The organism is Streptomyces sp. BR1 (genome assembly GCF_052373795.1).
Taxonomy (GTDB): Bacteria; Actinomycetota; Actinomycetes; order Streptomycetales; family Streptomycetaceae; genus Streptomyces.
In genome coordinates, this window is record NZ_CM126252.1 from 1,526,546 (window position 1) to 1,540,947 (window position 14,402).

General features: G+C 71.3%; 11 protein-coding genes and 1 riboswitch. Of the genes, 3 read left to right on the forward strand and 8 right to left on the reverse strand.

What is annotated here, in order from left to right; genetic code table 11:
* Positions 1-17: 17 nt before the first annotated feature.
* Together mmuM and ACT1U9_RS06250 are read right to left on the reverse strand one after the other, a co-directional pair.
* Positions 18-956, reverse strand: coding sequence for a homocysteine S-methyltransferase (mmuM, locus tag ACT1U9_RS06245; RefSeq protein ID WP_444537376.1), 939 nt, complete (start codon positions 954-956; stop codon positions 18-20).
* A 2-nt stretch (positions 957-958) separates the two neighbouring features.
* The gene (locus ACT1U9_RS06250; protein WP_444537377.1) at positions 959-1,888 is read right to left on the reverse strand and encodes an LLM class F420-dependent oxidoreductase; all 930 of its coding nucleotides are present in this window, start codon (positions 1,886-1,888) and stop codon (positions 959-961) included.
* 248 nt (positions 1,889-2,136) lie between these two features.
* On the opposite strand from ACT1U9_RS06250, the gene ACT1U9_RS06255 reads away from it, so the two are divergent.
* A complete protein-coding gene (locus ACT1U9_RS06255; RefSeq protein ID WP_444537378.1) occupies positions 2,137-2,367 on the forward strand; it encodes a hypothetical protein in 231 nt (76 codons plus the stop codon).
* Positions 2,368-2,441: 74 nt separating this feature from the next.
* Here ACT1U9_RS06255 and ACT1U9_RS06260 read toward each other — a convergent pair whose 3' ends face one another.
* The 5 genes from ACT1U9_RS06260 to ACT1U9_RS06280 all read right to left on the reverse strand — a co-directional run bounded on the left by ACT1U9_RS06260 (position 2,442) and on the right by ACT1U9_RS06280 (position 6,046).
* A complete protein-coding gene (locus ACT1U9_RS06260) occupies positions 2,442-2,933 on the reverse strand; it encodes a DUF6099 family protein (RefSeq protein ID WP_444537379.1) in 492 nt (163 codons plus the stop codon).
* A gap of 123 nt (positions 2,934-3,056) precedes the next feature.
* Positions 3,057-3,506, reverse strand: a complete 450-nt coding sequence (locus ACT1U9_RS06265; RefSeq protein WP_444537380.1) for a nucleotide pyrophosphohydrolase — start codon at positions 3,504-3,506, stop codon at positions 3,057-3,059.
* Positions 3,458-4,582 (reverse strand): AAA family ATPase, encoded by a 1,125-nt coding sequence (locus tag ACT1U9_RS06270; protein WP_444537381.1) that lies wholly within the window; start codon positions 4,580-4,582, stop codon positions 3,458-3,460. The genes ACT1U9_RS06265 and ACT1U9_RS06270 overlap by 49 nt, the downstream gene beginning before the upstream one ends.
* A 55-nt stretch (positions 4,583-4,637) precedes the next feature.
* Entirely contained in the window at positions 4,638-5,027 is a 390-nt protein-coding gene (locus ACT1U9_RS06275) for a cell division protein SepF (protein WP_188275391.1), read from the reverse strand.
* Between the two features lie 113 nt (positions 5,028-5,140).
* Entirely contained in the window at positions 5,141-6,046 is a 906-nt protein-coding gene (locus ACT1U9_RS06280; protein WP_444537382.1) for an ABC transporter substrate-binding protein, read from the reverse strand.
* Positions 6,047-6,283: 237 nt separating this feature from the next.
* Here ACT1U9_RS06280 and ACT1U9_RS06285 point away from each other — a divergent pair, with 237 nt between their 5' ends.
* Complete coding sequence (locus ACT1U9_RS06285) at positions 6,284-7,078, forward strand: VOC family protein (protein ID WP_444537383.1); 795 nt, start codon at positions 6,284-6,286, stop codon at positions 7,076-7,078.
* Between the two features lie 56 nt (positions 7,079-7,134).
* On the opposite strand, the gene metE is transcribed toward ACT1U9_RS06285, so the two are convergent.
* Positions 7,135-9,453 (reverse strand): 5-methyltetrahydropteroyltriglutamate--homocysteine S-methyltransferase, encoded by a 2,319-nt coding sequence (gene metE, locus ACT1U9_RS06290; protein ID WP_444537384.1) that lies wholly within the window; start codon positions 9,451-9,453, stop codon positions 7,135-7,137.
* Between the two features lie 170 nt (positions 9,454-9,623).
* A riboswitch (cobalamin riboswitch) is annotated at positions 9,624-9,821 on the reverse strand.
* A gap of 264 nt (positions 9,822-10,085) precedes the next feature.
* Here metE and ACT1U9_RS06295 point away from each other — a divergent pair.
* Positions 10,086-14,402 carry a molybdopterin-dependent oxidoreductase gene (locus tag ACT1U9_RS06295; RefSeq protein WP_444537385.1) on the forward strand — a complete coding sequence of 1,439 codons (4,317 nt, stop codon included), beginning with the start codon at positions 10,086-10,088 and terminating at the stop codon, positions 14,400-14,402.

Consider the following 14,402-nt stretch of genomic DNA (forward strand, 5'->3'; position numbering starts at 1 on the left):
GACCGTCCCCACGCCACTCACACCCCCTCCGCCACATACCCCGCCAGCCGTGCGATCTCCCTCGGACCCACCCGGCAGCAGCCGCCCACCAGACGGGCACCGGCGGCGTGCCAAGCCCTGACGCGCGACGGATCGAAGGTGCTTCCGCCCTGCCAGGAACGGGACTCCGCGTCCCAGCGCTCCCCGCTGTTGGGGTAGACGACGACCGGCTTCCCGGTCACCGAAGCCGCCAACTCCACCGCGCGGTCCGCATCCGCGGGCGTGCAGCAGTTCACCCCGACCGCGATCACCTGGTCGAGCCCCGCTGCCAGCTCGAACGCCCCCTCCAGCACCTGGCCCGCCCGGGTGCGCAGCCCCTCGACGCTGTACGAGAGCCACACCGGCACCCCGCACCCTTCAACCGCCCGCAGCAACGCCTCGGCCTCGTCGGCATCGGGCACCGTCTCCAGGGCGAGCACATCCGGCCCGGCCGCGACCAGCGCCTCCACGCGTGGGTGGTGGAAACGCTCCAGCTCCTTCACCGTCAGCCCGTACCGGCCCCGGTACTCACTGCCGTCGGCCAGCATGGCGCCGTAGGGGCCGATGGAGGCGGCGACCCAGACTTCACCTTCGGGGGGCTCCCCCTCCCCTCCCCCCACCCCTGCCCCTTCCCCCGCCCTTCTCGCCAGCTCCACACTCCGGGCAAGGAGTGTCGTCGCCTCCGGGTGGGACACGCCTCGGTGTGCGAAGCCCTCGTAGGTGGCCTGGTAGCTGGAGGTGATCAGCACCTGCGCGCCCGCCCGTACGTACGCCCGGTGCGCGGCCTCGATCTGGCTCGGGTCGTCGGCGAGCAGCCGGGCCGACCACAGGGGATCGGTCAAGTCGCAGCCCTGTGCAGCCAGTTGGTTGGAGAGACCTCCGTCCAGGACCACGGTCCGCTCGGCGAGTGCGGCCGCGAGCGGGCGGGCGGGGCGCACGGTCACTCCCGGTTCAGCTGGGACTGGACCTGGGAGGCGATCAGTTCCAGGTGATCGAGGTCCTTCAGGTCGAGGACCTGGAGGTAGATACGGGATGAGCCGATCGCCTCGTACGTACCGATCTTCTCCACCACTTCGGCGGGCGAGCCCGCCAGTCCGTTCGCCTTGAGTTCTTCCACTCCCCTTCCGATGGCGGCCGCGCGGCGCGCGACCTCTGCGTCGTTCTTCCCCACACAGACGACCAGCGCGTTGGAGTACACGAGGTCGTCCGGACCGCGTCCGGCGCTCTCGGCCGCCGCGCGCACCCGGCCGAACTGGCGCTCGCTGTCGGCGAGCGAGGCGAACGGGATGTTGTACTCGTCCGCGTACTGCGCGGCCAGCCGTGGGGTGCGGGTCGCGCCGTGGCCGCCGATCAGGACCGGCACCTTGGCCTGGACGGGCTTGGGGAGCGCGGGCGAGTCGGTGAGCTGGTAGTACGTGCCGTCGTGGTCGAAGGTCTTGCCGGTCTCGGTGGCCCAGAGTCCGGTGATGATCTCCAGCTGCTCCTCAAGGCGGGCGGATTTCTCCTTGGGGAACGGGATGCCGTACGCCTTGTGCTCCTGCTCGAACCATCCTGCTCCCAGGCCGAGTTCGATACGGCCGCCGGACATCTGGTCGACCTGGGCGACCTGGATGGCGAGCACGCCGGGGAGCCGGAAGGTGCCGGCGGTCATCAGGGTGCCGAGGCGGATGCGCCGGGTCTCACGGGCGAGTCCGGCCAGGGTGATCCAGGCGTCGGTGGGGCCCGGGAGGCCGTCGACGGAGCCCATCCGCAGGTAGTGGTCGGAGCGGAAGAAGGCGTCGAAGCCGAGGTCTTCGGTGGCTTTGGCGACGCTGAGGAGGGTGTCGTAGTCGGCGCCCTGCTGGGGCTCCGTGAAGATGCGAAGATCCATGGATCCATCCTGCACCTTCGAACTGCCGTCAACCCTGCCCTTGCAGCGTGCCGTATGGCTGCCCGGTCGGGTGAATATCCGTCAACCTGGCGGGCGGCACAGGTCCTGACCAGTGACTGTCGCGCTGAGTGGTCGTTTGCTGTGGCGGAGCCGGACCGCCCGGCCCGCGTGCCGGCGGCCGTTGCCGGTGCGTCTGCCGTTCTGCCGTCCCGCAGCAGCGCGGGAGGGCTTGGGCCGAGGAGGCCGCCATGTCCCAGGAAGCCGTGCCCGAACAGGCCGCGCCGCACCAGCCGACCGCGCAGTCCGTTCCCGAGCAGCAAGGTGCGCCGAAGGGGCTGTTGCAGCAGATGGAGGAACTGATGGCGGCGCTGACCGCCGATCTCTCGCAGTTGGACGCGGATCTGCAGTCCTCCGCCGACCGGACGCTGCCGGGTGGAAACGCCGACGGGCACAGCGGGGGCTGCGCCACGGGCAGCTGAGCCTTTCGCGCGCGTATCCCGGGTCGCGTCCCCTCTCGTATCGCGTTCCCGTTTCTTGTTCGCGCACCATCCGTTCATGACGGCCCCGCCGTCGAGTCGCGCAGGGCGCCGGGCCGTCTCTCCTGCTCCCGTACGGTGAGCCGGCGGAGCATTCCGCGGACCCGGTCGCTCGACTCGTCGGCGGCGTCTATGGCTTCGATGCACTGCCAGTAGAGCCCTTCCTCGTCCGTCGCGCAGGCCACTCCTACGAGGGCCATCCCGACGTCTCCGAGCAGTCCGCCGAGCCCGGTCAGGGTCTGTCTGGCGTCGCTGACTTCGGAGAGCTGGGCCGCGCGGACGCCGCCGATGCGCAGCCCGGGGTGGTCGAGCGCTCCGCAGCCGCGTCCGCCGGTTTCGCTGAGGCCGCGGGCCTCGCCCCTGAGCTCCGGCGGGCCGGTGGCCGCCAGATGGCTGCCGATGGCCTGGGCGAGGGCTTGTGCCTGCCAGGCCTCGGCGACGATTTCGAGCACCGCGGTGCTTTCCGCGAGCGCTGACCTGCTGACCCCGATGAGCCGTACCGCGTCCATGAGCCGCCCCCGTTCATACGACGATCCGCTTCCCCGTTCACTACCTAGAGTGAGCTTTTGCGGCTCGGAAAGCCAGGGTAATTGGGAAATCTGTGGACAGGCAGGGGGTTTTGAATAACTCACTCACTCCGAAGAGTGACCGTTTGGGCGTTCTTCGGGATTCTGTACAGGAGTTGTGCTGGTGTGGTGCCCGAGAGGCGGGGCGGTGGGGAGGGGGAAGCGGAGTTCATTGCGGTCGATCTTGGCGGAGAGCGCCGCGAGCGGATCGATGCCGAGGACCGCGCAGAACTGGAGGAGATAGGCGAGGACGTCGGCGACCTCGTCCTGTACGCGATGGGCCGTGTGCGGGTCCTCCATGACGTGGTCCGACTGATCGGGGGTCAGCCACTGGAAGATCTCCAGGAGTTCGGAGGCCTCGACGCTCAGGGCGGAGACGAGGTTCTTGGGGGTGTGGTAGGGCTGCCAGTGGCGCGCGGCCGCGAAGTCGGCCAGTCTGCGCTGCAGTCCCGCTACGTCCGGTGGGGTCACGGCTCCAGGTCTACCACTGCCACCCCGGCGACCCCGCGCGCGCATCCGGCGTCCGTGACGGCGCCGAGGAGCCGGATGTGGCCGCGTCGGCACATCTCGACCGCCAGCGCGACGAGTTCACCGGCCTGGCGCCGGTCGAGGCCGCGGTCGAAACCGTCGGCGAGCACCGTGAGGGTTTGCATGGCGGACGGGACCTCGGCGACGGTGTCCATGGCGAGGACGCCGGGGCCGGTCAACAGCACCAGGGCGAGCGCGAGGTAGCGCAGTTCGCCCTCGCCGAGGCGGTCCACGGGGGTCGGTGTCCGCTCGCCCCGGCCCACCACCGCTCTTAACGTGCCGTCGTCGAGCGCCTGGCCGGTGAGGGCGGTGACGGGGCCGGCGCAGCCCGCGCGGGCCGCCGTGACCAGGCGGGCGTGGCGGATGGCGCATTCGTCGGCGGTGCGCGTCAGGACTTCGGCGAGGTTGTCGCAGCCGCGCCGCAGCCGCCCCTGGCCGGGCACCACGGGCTCGCGCATCCGCTGCGGCTGGGGGTCGCAGGCGAACACCGAGCGCAGCGCCACCACGACCTGCTCGGCGGCGGCGAGCACCCGCCGTTGCCCTTCGGTCTTTCCGGCGACCCGCAGCGGCAGCAGGGCGGTGCCGAGCCGGTCGTCGGGGAGCGGGGCGCGGGTGACGGGCACCGCGCCCGCGGTGTGCCAGGCGGCCTGCACGGTCGAGCGCCCGGGGTCACGCAGGGCCGTGGAGAGGAGGGTCCGTCCGTCACTGGTCAAACGTTCGCCGACGACGCGGAGTTCCGGCTCGGCCTGAACGGCGAGGTCGAGCCGGACGGGACCGACGGGGCCGTCGACGGTGCAGCCGATGCGGAACCCGCGCCGCCCCTGGGCGTCGGCCTCGGCGCGCTCGGGCACACATTCCCCGGGATCGCGGAAGACGGAGGCCAGCGAGGAGCCGGAGCCGAGCCGGGCCAGCGCCTCGTACGCCTCGAGGACGCTGGACTTGCCGCTGCCGCTCGGTCCCGCCAGGAAGGTCAGCGGGCCGAGCGGGAAGGACGCTCCCCGATGCGACTTGAAGGCGGAGAGCCGCAGTTCGGTGACGGTGGGCCGGTCGCAGGTTCCGTTCATGGAACGGACCGTACGAGCACAAAAGATGACGAACCGTTACGCCTCGATCGTCTTCCTACGAATGAGGGACGACGGCCTCCGCGATGCCCTCCACTTCCGTGCCGACCGGGGCCAGCAGGAAGACGTTGCGGTCGACCCGGTGCATTCCGCTGCCTATTCCGAAAACGACTCCGCTGCTGAAGTCGAGGATCCGCTTGGCGACTTCGGTGTCGGCGCCGGTCAGATCGAGCAGGACCGGGGTCTGCGCCATCATGTACTCGGCGACCTCGCGCGCGTCCGCGAAGACCTGTACGCGCAGGACGACGAAGCGCCGCTGCTCGACGGCCGCGTACTCGTTGGGGAGGGTGCGGTGGTCGACCCGTGACGGCCACTCGTTGCGGCTGCGCAGCGGAACGACCTGGGCGAGCCCCTCCCACTGTTCATCGGTGACGTCGTACCTGCTCACCGGACCACCTCGCCCATGTGCTGTATCTGCATCCGGCCATGATGACGCCGCTCACCCGTTCAGCCCAACTCCGACACGGCTCTGAGCTGTGAAGTTGTCCGGACCGAGGCGTACTAGCGTACGACGGCGGCCGCCACCGCGTCCGCGACCAGGGCGAAGAAACGGGCGTGGGCCCGGGCGCTGCACGGGGCTTCCGGGTTCCACGGCAGCACCTGCGACCGGTTCTCGATCGACCGCCAGTGCGGATCGGCACGCAGCTCCTCGATCGGGGTGGCGTTCACCCGTATGTCCGAAAGGATGATGTCGGCGGGCAGGGCAGCGGCCTCGGCCCAGGCGAGCGTCGTCCAGTTCGCCCCTCCGCCGGGCGGCGGCTCCACCAGGTGGACGCCGTGTTCCGCCAGTGCGCGCAGTTCCGGCCAGGCGCCCGGGCGGGCCACATGGACCTGGTCGGTTCCGGCGGGCGACAGGGCGAGCACCCGGGGCTGCCCTGGCGCGTCCGTCGACGCGGACGCGCGCGTAGCGGCCGTCACCGTGCGCAGCCGTCGGCTCGCCGCGTCCAGGAGGCGGGCGCCCACTTCGTGGTGGTCTCCGCCGAGCGAGCGGGCCAGCTCGGTGAAGCGGCCCCTGATCTCGGCGAGGTCGCGCGAGTGCCCCACGTCGATCACGACGACCGGAACGTGCTCCTCCAGGTGTTTGGCGGTCTCGGGGGCGAGCCCGTAGACCTGACCGCCTCCGTAGCTGACGGCGACCACGAGGTCCGGTGTGCCCTGGAGCAGTGTGTCGAGGTCCAGGGAACCGCCCGCGCCCAGGTAGCGGACCCGGTCCAGGGGCAGCCCGCCCGCCTTGGCCCGGTCGGGCGCAGCGCCGTCGTGGAAGGAGCCGAAGACGGCTTCCACGCCCACTCCGTGGTCCCACAGCGTGGCCGCGGCCTGGAGGTAGGCGGTCACCCGGGCGGGCGCCCTGCCCGCCGCCGCCCTCTGCCCGCGGTCGTCCGAGAACTGCCAGACCGGCTTTTCCATGAGGTCACCCGCCCCTGTACGTCTGCTCCGCGCCAGCGCCGGGTCGACGCCGTACGCCCGAGTCTCCCGCCCCGCCAGGATCCGTACCCGAGTACCTGCCCGCCAGGCGGCGCGTCACCCCTGTCCGCGCTCCGGGCGTCCGCGCCCCGGCGGGTGGAAGCGCTCGGCGCGCGGGTCGCCGCACGGCTGGCTAGCGTGGCAGGCCGGACCGTCCGTCACACAGGAGAGAGCACTGTCATGGCCGCAGACCCCGAGGGCACTCCGTGTTGGGCCGATGCGATGTTCAGCGACGTCGAGAAGGCGAAGAGCTTCTACAGCGATGTGCTGGGCTGGACGTTCGGCGAGGCCAACTCCGAGTACGGCAACTACACGCAGGCGTACGCGGACGGCAAGGCGGTGGCCGCCGTCGTGCCGCCGATGCCCGGGCAGGAGGGGCAGTCGGCGTGGTGCCTGTACCTCGCGTCGCCGGATGTCGCCGCGACCGCGAAGAAGATCACCGACAACGGCGGTGAGGTCCTGATGCAGCCGATGCGGGTCGGCGACTTCGGCTCGATGGCCATCGCGCGCGAGCCGAGCGGCGCGGTCTTCGGCGTCTGGCAGGCGGGCAGCCACGAGGGCTTCGAGGCCAAGGGCGTGCCCGGCGCGTACTGCTGGGCGGAGGTGTTCACCCGTGATCCGGCGAAGGTGGACACGTTCCTGCCCGCGGTCTTCCCGTACAGCGCCAAGCAGATGCAGGACGACGCGGCCGACTTCCGGGTCTTCAGCGTGGGCGGGGACATGGTCATGGGGCGGATGAAGATGGGCGAGGAATTCCCGCCGGAGGTGCCGCCGTACGTCAATGTGTACTTCGCCGTGGACAACTGCGACACAGCCGTCGAAAAAGCGACCAAGCGGGGCGGCATCCTGCGGTTCGGGCCGATGGACACACCGTTCGGCCGGTTCGCGGCGCTCACCGACTCGCAGGGCGCGGCCTTCTCGGTGATCGACATGTCGACGACACAGGGCGACATGCCGAAGATGGCCGACGTGTAGCGAGCTCGTATCCGTTGAGGGCCTTCACGCGTGCGTGAAGGCCCTCAACGGCCGATTCACCTACCCGCCGTCTCCGCCCTCACCGTGCGGGCGGCCGCGACCAGGTTCTCCAGGGACCGCCGGGTCTCGGCCCAGCCGCGGGTCTTGAGCCCGCAGTCCGGGTTGACCCAGAGCCGGTCGGCCGGGACGGCCTCAAGTCCCTTGCGCAGCAGGGCGGCCGCCTCCTCCGCACTCGGTACGCGCGGCGAGTGGATGTCGTAGACACCGGGGCCCACCTCGCGCGGATAGCCCGCGGCCGCGAGTTCGTCAGCGACGCGCATATGGGAGCGGGCCGCCTCCAGGCTGATGACATCCGCGTCGAGGTCGTCGATGGCGCGCAGGATGTCGCCGAACTCGGCGTAGCACATGTGCGTGTGGATCTGGGTGTCCGGACGTACGCCCGCGGTGGTCAGGCGGAACGATTCTGTCGCCCAGGCGAGATAGGCCGCGTGGTCGGCGGCGCGCAGTGGCAGCGTCTCGCGCAGGGCGGGCTCGTCGACCTGGATGACCGAAGTCCCGGACCGTTCAAGGTCGTTCACCTCGTCGCGCAGGGCGAGCGCGACCTGGCGGGCGGTGTCGGCGAGCGGCTGGTCGTCGCGGACGAACGACCAGGCCAGCATGGTGACCGGCCCGGTGAGCATGCCCTTGACCGGACGGCTGGTGAGCGACTGGGCGTACTCGGTCCAGCGCACCGTCATCGGGTGCGGCCGGGAGATGTCGCCGGCCAGGACCGGCGGGCGGACATAGCGCGTGCCGTACGACTGGACCCAGCCGTGCTGGGTGGCGAGGTAGCCGGTCAGCTGCTCGGCGAAGTACTGCACCATGTCGTTGCGTTCGGCCTCGCCGTGGACCAGGACGTCGAGGCCGGCCTTCTCCTGGAAGGCGACGACCTCGCGGATCTCGCCCCTGATGCGCTCCTCGTAGCCGTCGGTGTCGATGCGTCCGGCGCGCAGATCGGCGCGCGCGGTGCGGACCTCGGCGGTCTGCGGGAACGAGCCGATGGTGGTCGTGGGCAGTACGGGTAGGCCGAGGCGGGCGCGCTGGGCCGAGGTCCGCTCACCGTACGGCTGGGAGCGGCGGGCGTCCGCCTCGGTGACAGCGGCGCTACGCGCGCGTACCGCCGGGTCGCGGGTGAGGGCGGACCCGGCGCGGGAGGCCAGATCGGCCCGGTTGGCGGCGAGTTCGGCCGCGATGATGTCGGGGCCCTGGGCGAGGCCCCGGGCGAGGGTGACGATCTCGGCCGACTTCTGGCGGGCGAACGCCAGCCAGCGGGTGATCTGCGGATCGATGTCACGTTCCGCCGTCGCGTCGAGCGGGACGTGCAGCAGCGAGCAGGAGGCCGCGACGTCGACGCGGTCGGCGAGGCCAAGGAGTGTACCGAGGGTGGCCAGCGACTTCTCGTAGTCGTTGATCCAGATGTTGCGGCCGTTGACGACGCCCGCGACCAGGCGCTTGCCGGGCAGTCCGCCGACGGCCGCGAGGCCGTCCAGGTTGGCGGCGGCCGGTCCCGTGAAGTCCAGGCCGAGGCCGTCCACGGGCGCCTTGGCGAGGACGGGCAGGGCGTCGCCGAGCTGGTCGAAGTAGGACGCGACAAGCAGCTTGGGGCGGTCCGTGAGGCTCCCGAGCGTCTCGTACGCGCGCGTGGCGGCGGCCAGTTCGGCCGGGGTGCGGTCCTGGACGAGGGCGGGCTCGTCGAGCTGGACCCACTCGGCGCCCGCCGCCCGCAGATCTGCGAGCACTTCGGCGTAGACGGGCAGCAGCCGCTCCAGCAGGGTCAGCGGCTCGAAGTCCGGGGCGACCGAGGGGGCGGGCTTGGCGAGCAGCAGATAGGTGACCGGGCCGACCAGGACGGGCCGGGCGGCGACGCCGAGCGCGAGCGCCTCGGTGAGCTCGGCGACCTGCTTGGCGGAGTCGGCGCCGAAGGCGGTGTCGGGGCCGAGTTCGGGCACCAGGTAGTGGTAGTTCGTGTCGAACCACTTGGTCATCTCCAGCGGCGCCACGTCCTGGGTGCCGCGTGCCATGGCGAAGTAGCCGTCCAGCGCGTCGGCTTCGACGGCGGCGCGGTGGCGGGCGGGGATCGCGCCGATCATCACGCTGGTGTCGAGGACGTGGTCGTAGTACGAGAAGTCGCCGGTGGGGACCTCGTGGATGCCCGTGTCGGCGAGTTGGAGCCAGGTGGCGCGGCGCAGCTCGCGGGAGGTGTCCCGCAGCTCCTCGGCGCTGACGCGGCCCTTCCAGTAGCCCTCGACGGCCTTCTTCAGTTCACGGTGCCGGCCCTGGCGCGGGTAGCCGTACACGGTGGCCCGTGCTGCCGCGGCTGCGGACTTGGTGGTCACGGATCTCTCCTTCGCGAGAATGTCCCGGAACGACCCCGGCACGGGTCGCGGACGCGAAGGGATGACGGACGGGGCCACGCGCGCGAGCTGCCGCGCCGATACGCCCGCCGTACACGCCGACCCGCCCACGAGGTCACCGGGATCTCCGCGCGCGTGGGTCCGCGCGCGGGCAGCGGGCAGGTCTTCGGACTCGCGGGCACGTACACCGGTCTCCCGGCGGACTCCTAGTGGCCGTCGCTTCCCGGACCCGGTCGGGTCCAGTGCGTATGACGGCGGTCGTTCCCGCTCACCGCTGCGGGGCAGTCCCGGATTCCCACCGGGTTCCCTCTTGCGACGCGCCTGCCTGGCGGACAGGTGCGAACCAGCTGCGTGAGCCACCCTACAGAGTGCGTCGGACAATCGCGCTCAGTAATAAATCGGGCCACCCATGGCCTGTTTCAGCCCCCTTTTACGTCCCCGTTCGGGCCCGCCCACGCGCGCGTTGCCGCAGTCGAACACTCATGCTCACATCCTCGGGTCGCGGTTAGTGTGGCTCGCGTAACCACGCACGATCTCCGCGCGTGACATCGACGTAACGGGCATTTCGTACGGTCGGAACACAAGGATCCGGCCGGGACGAGAGGGGACCCCCGTTGACCGCACAGGACTCGCGGACCGGCACCGAGCAGGTCCGCACGGTCTGCTCGTACTGCGGTGTGGGCTGCGGGATGGTCCTCGACATCGGTGCGGGCCCCGACGGGCGGCGCACCGTGCTCAAGGCGTCCGGCGACAAGACCCACCCCGCCAATTCCGGCCGCCTGTGCACCAAGGGCGCGACCACCGCCGACATGCTGGCCGCACCAGGGCGGCTCACCACCGCGCTCGTGCGGGGCGAGCGCGGGGACGGGCCCGTCGCCGCCCCGGTGGACGGTGCGATCACCGCCACCGCACACCGCCTGCGGTCCATCGTCGACGAGCACGGGCCGGACGCCGTCGCGCTGTATGTTTCCGGCCAGATGAGCCTCGAGGCGCAGTACCTGGCGAACAAGCTGGCCAAGGGGTTCATCGGGACCAACCAGATCGAGTCCAACTCCCGGCTGTGCATGGCCAGTGCGGGCAGCGGCTACAAGCTGTCGCTCGGAGCGGACGGCCCGCCCGGCTCGTACGAGGACTTCGACACGGCGGACGTGTTCCTCGTCATCGGCTCCAACATGGCCGACTGCCACCCCATCCTCTTTCTGAGGATGATGGAGCGGGTCAAGGCGGGCGCGAAGCTGATCGTCGTCGACCCCCGGCGGACCGCGACCGCCGCCAAGGCCGACCTGTTCCTCCAGATCGAGCCGGGAGCCGATCTCGCGCTGCTCAACGGGCTGCTGCACCTGCTCCACGAGAACGGGGACACCGACCCCGCCTTCATCGCCGGGCACACCGAGGGCTGGGAGGCGATGGAGGAGTTCCTGGCCGACTACGCGCCCGCCACGGTCGCCGGGATCACCGGGATCACCGAGGACGACATCCGTACGGCGGCGCGGTGGATCGGGGCGGCCGGGGAGTGGATGAGCTGCTGGACGATGGGGCTCAACCAGTCCACCCATGGCACCTGGAACACCAACGCCCTGGTCAATCTGCATCTGGCGACCGGCGCGATCTGCCGCCCGGGCAGCGGACCGTTCTCGCTCACCGGCCAGCCGAACGCGATGGGCGGCCGCGAGATGGGCTACATGGGCCCCGGGCTGCCCGGACAGCGCTCGGTCCTCGTGGACGCGGACCGGGCGTTCACCGAGGAGCTGTGGGAGCTGCCCGCGGGCACACTGCGCACCGACGGGGCGGGGCTCGGCACCATCGAGATGTTCCGGCGGATGGCCGAGGGGGACATCAAGGCGTGCTGGATCATCTGCACCAACCCGGTCGCCTCGGTCGCCAACCGCCGCACCGTCATCGAGGGCCTGGAGGTGGCCGAATTCGTCGTCGCCCAGGACGCGTTCGCCGAGACCGAGACCAACGCGTACGCCGATGTGGTCCTGCCCGCCGCGCTGTGGACCGAGGCCGAGGGTGTGCTGGTCAACAGCGAGCGCAACCTGACGCTGGCCCGCCGCGCCGTCGACCCGCCCGGCGAGGCGCTGCCCGACTGGCAGATCATCGCCCGGGTGGCGTGCGCGATGGGGTATGAGGAGGCGTTCACCTACGCCTCGGCCGAGGAGATCTTCGAGGAGATCAAGCGCGCCCACAATCCCGCGACCGGCTACGACCTGCGCGGGATCAGCTACGAGCGGCTGCGCGCCACACCCGTCCAGTGGCCTGCCGCCAACTCCGGGGAACCGGACCGCAATCCCATCCGTTATGTGGACGGGAAGGGCGGTGGCCCGGAGTTTCCGACCGCGAGCGGGCGGGCGGTGTTCCACGCCCGGCCACACGTCCCGGCCGCCGAAATGCCGGACGACGCCTTTCCGTTCGTACTCAACACCGGGCGCCTGCCGCACCAGTGGCACACGCTCACCAAGACCGGAAAGGTGGACAAGCTCAACAAGCTCAACCCGGCGCCGTTCGTCGAGATGCATCCGCAGGATGCCGAGGCGCTGGGCATCGCCGACGGGGACTCGGTGGAGGTCGCCTCGCGGCGCGGGCGGGCCGTGCTGCCCGCCGTGGTGACCGACCGGGTGCGGCCGGGGTGCTGCTTCGCGCCGTTCCACTGGAGCGACCTGTTCGGCGAGTACCTGAGCGTCAACGCGGTGACCAGCGACGCTGTCGACCCGATCTCGCTCCAGCCCGGCTTCAAGATGTGCGCGGTGTCGCTGACCAAGGTGGCGACTCCGGCCGCGCCCGTGGCAACGGCGACGGGTGCGGGCACAGATACAAACGCAGGCACGGGCACAGGCAGCGGCACGGGCACAAGCGCAGGCACAGGCACGAGTGCGGGCACGACAGCTGCAACCACACCATCAACTCCCCACACACTGGAGGCTATTGACACGATTCCGCCGAGCGGAGCCGGCAGCCCCGCTGCCGTGTTCGGGCTCGACGTCCAACCGCCGGTCCTCGCCGAGCACGAACGCCGATACCTGGTCGGATTTCTCGCCGGGCTGGAATCGGGGGCGCCCGGGGTTCCCGTACTGCCGCCAGGGGCGCCGTTCTCCGAGGAGCACGCGCTGTGGGTGAACGGTGCGCTGGCCGGGATGTACTCACGGGCCCCGCGAACCGCCGCGGAGCCGGGCGACGTACCCGCCGAGCCCTCGGGCCGTGACGTGGTCGTCCTGTGGGCTTCGCAGACCGGCAACGCCGAGCAGGTCGCGGCCGTCACCGCCGAACGGCTGACCGCCGCCGGGCATCGGACCGCGCTGCTCGCCATGGACGACACCGGACCGGGCGCACTGTCCCCGGACGCCGATCTGCTGCTCGTCACCAGCACCACCGGTGACGGCGACGCGCCCGACAACGGCACCGGGTTCTGGGAGGCCCTGGCCGCGGCGAGCGCTCCGCGCCTGGAGGGGCGGCGCTATGCGGTGCTGGCCTTCGGCGACTCGTCGTACGACGAGTTCTGCGGGCACGGGCGACGTCTCGACCGGCGACTGGACGAGCTGGGCGCGGTGCGGCTGCTGGCGCGCACAGACTGCGAACCGGACTTCGAGGAGCGGGCGCAGGGGTGGCTGGACGAGGTGCTGGCGTTGCTGGGCGCGTCCGCGCCCGAGCCCGGGATGCCCGGCGCGCCGGGGATGCCCGGCGCGTCCGGTTCCTCCGGAGCGCCCGGGATGCCGGGCACGGCCGGCACCACCGCGACGCCGCGTTCGGCCGCTGCCCCGCGATCGGTCGGCGCCTCGCTGCCGCTGTCGAGTTCGCGGGCCGCCGCGGTCACCGCCAAGCTCACCGGGAACTCGCTGCTGAGTCTGCCGGGGGCGGGCAAGGAGGTGCGTCGGTTCACGTTCGACACCCGGGAGAGCGACACGCCGCTCACGTACGCCGCCGGGGACGCGCTCGGGGTGCATCCCGTCAACTCCCCCGCGCTCGTGGCCGAATGGCTCGCGGTGACGGGGATCGACGCCGGGGCGCCGATCGAGATCGGCGGGGTCGGTAGGGCGGGAGAGGTCCGGCCGGTGGAGTTCGGTACCGCGCTGCGCGAGCACCTGGACATCACCACGGTCAGCCATGACCTGCTGAAGTTCCTCGCCGAACGCACCCACGACCGTGAGCTGCGGCAGTTGCTGCGGCCCGACAACAAGTGGCAGCTGACGCGCTGGTCGTGGGGGCGTCAGGCGATCGACGCGATCGCCGAGTACGGGGTGCGGGCGAGTGCGCAGGAGTGGGCGGGTGTGCTCAAACGCCTTCGGCCCAGGCTGTATTCGATATCGTCCAGCCCGCTGGCCGACCCGTACGAGGTGTCCTTGACGGTGTCGGTGGTGCGGTACGAGAACCGGCTCGGGCGCCCGCGCCAGGGTGTGTGCTCGGCTCTGCTCGCGGACGCCCCGCCGGACACCCTGATGCCGGTGTACGTGCAGCGCACCCGGCACTTCCGGCCGCCCTCCGACCCCACGACGCCGATGGTGATGGTCGGGCCGGGCACCGGCGTCGCCCCGTTCCGTGGCTTCCTCTACGAGCGCCGGGCGCTCGGCCATACCGCCCCGAACTGGCTGTTCTTCGGCGAGCAGCACCGTGCGAGCGACTTCTACTACGAGGACGAGCTCGCCAAACTGAGCACCGAGGGCACGCTCACCCGCCTGGACACCGCGTTCTCGCGCGACCAGCGGGCCAAGGTGTACGTCCAGGACCGTATGCGCGAGCACGGCCCGATGCTCTGGTCCTGGCTCCAGGACGGCGCGCACTTCTACGTCTGCGGCGACGCGTCCCGCATGGCCAAGGACGTCGACAGGGCGCTGCGCGACATCGCGATAGCGCACGGCGGGCTCGACGAGGACGCGGCGGCGGCGTATGTGAAGCAACTGACGGCCGAGAAGCGGTACGTGCGCGACGTCTACTGA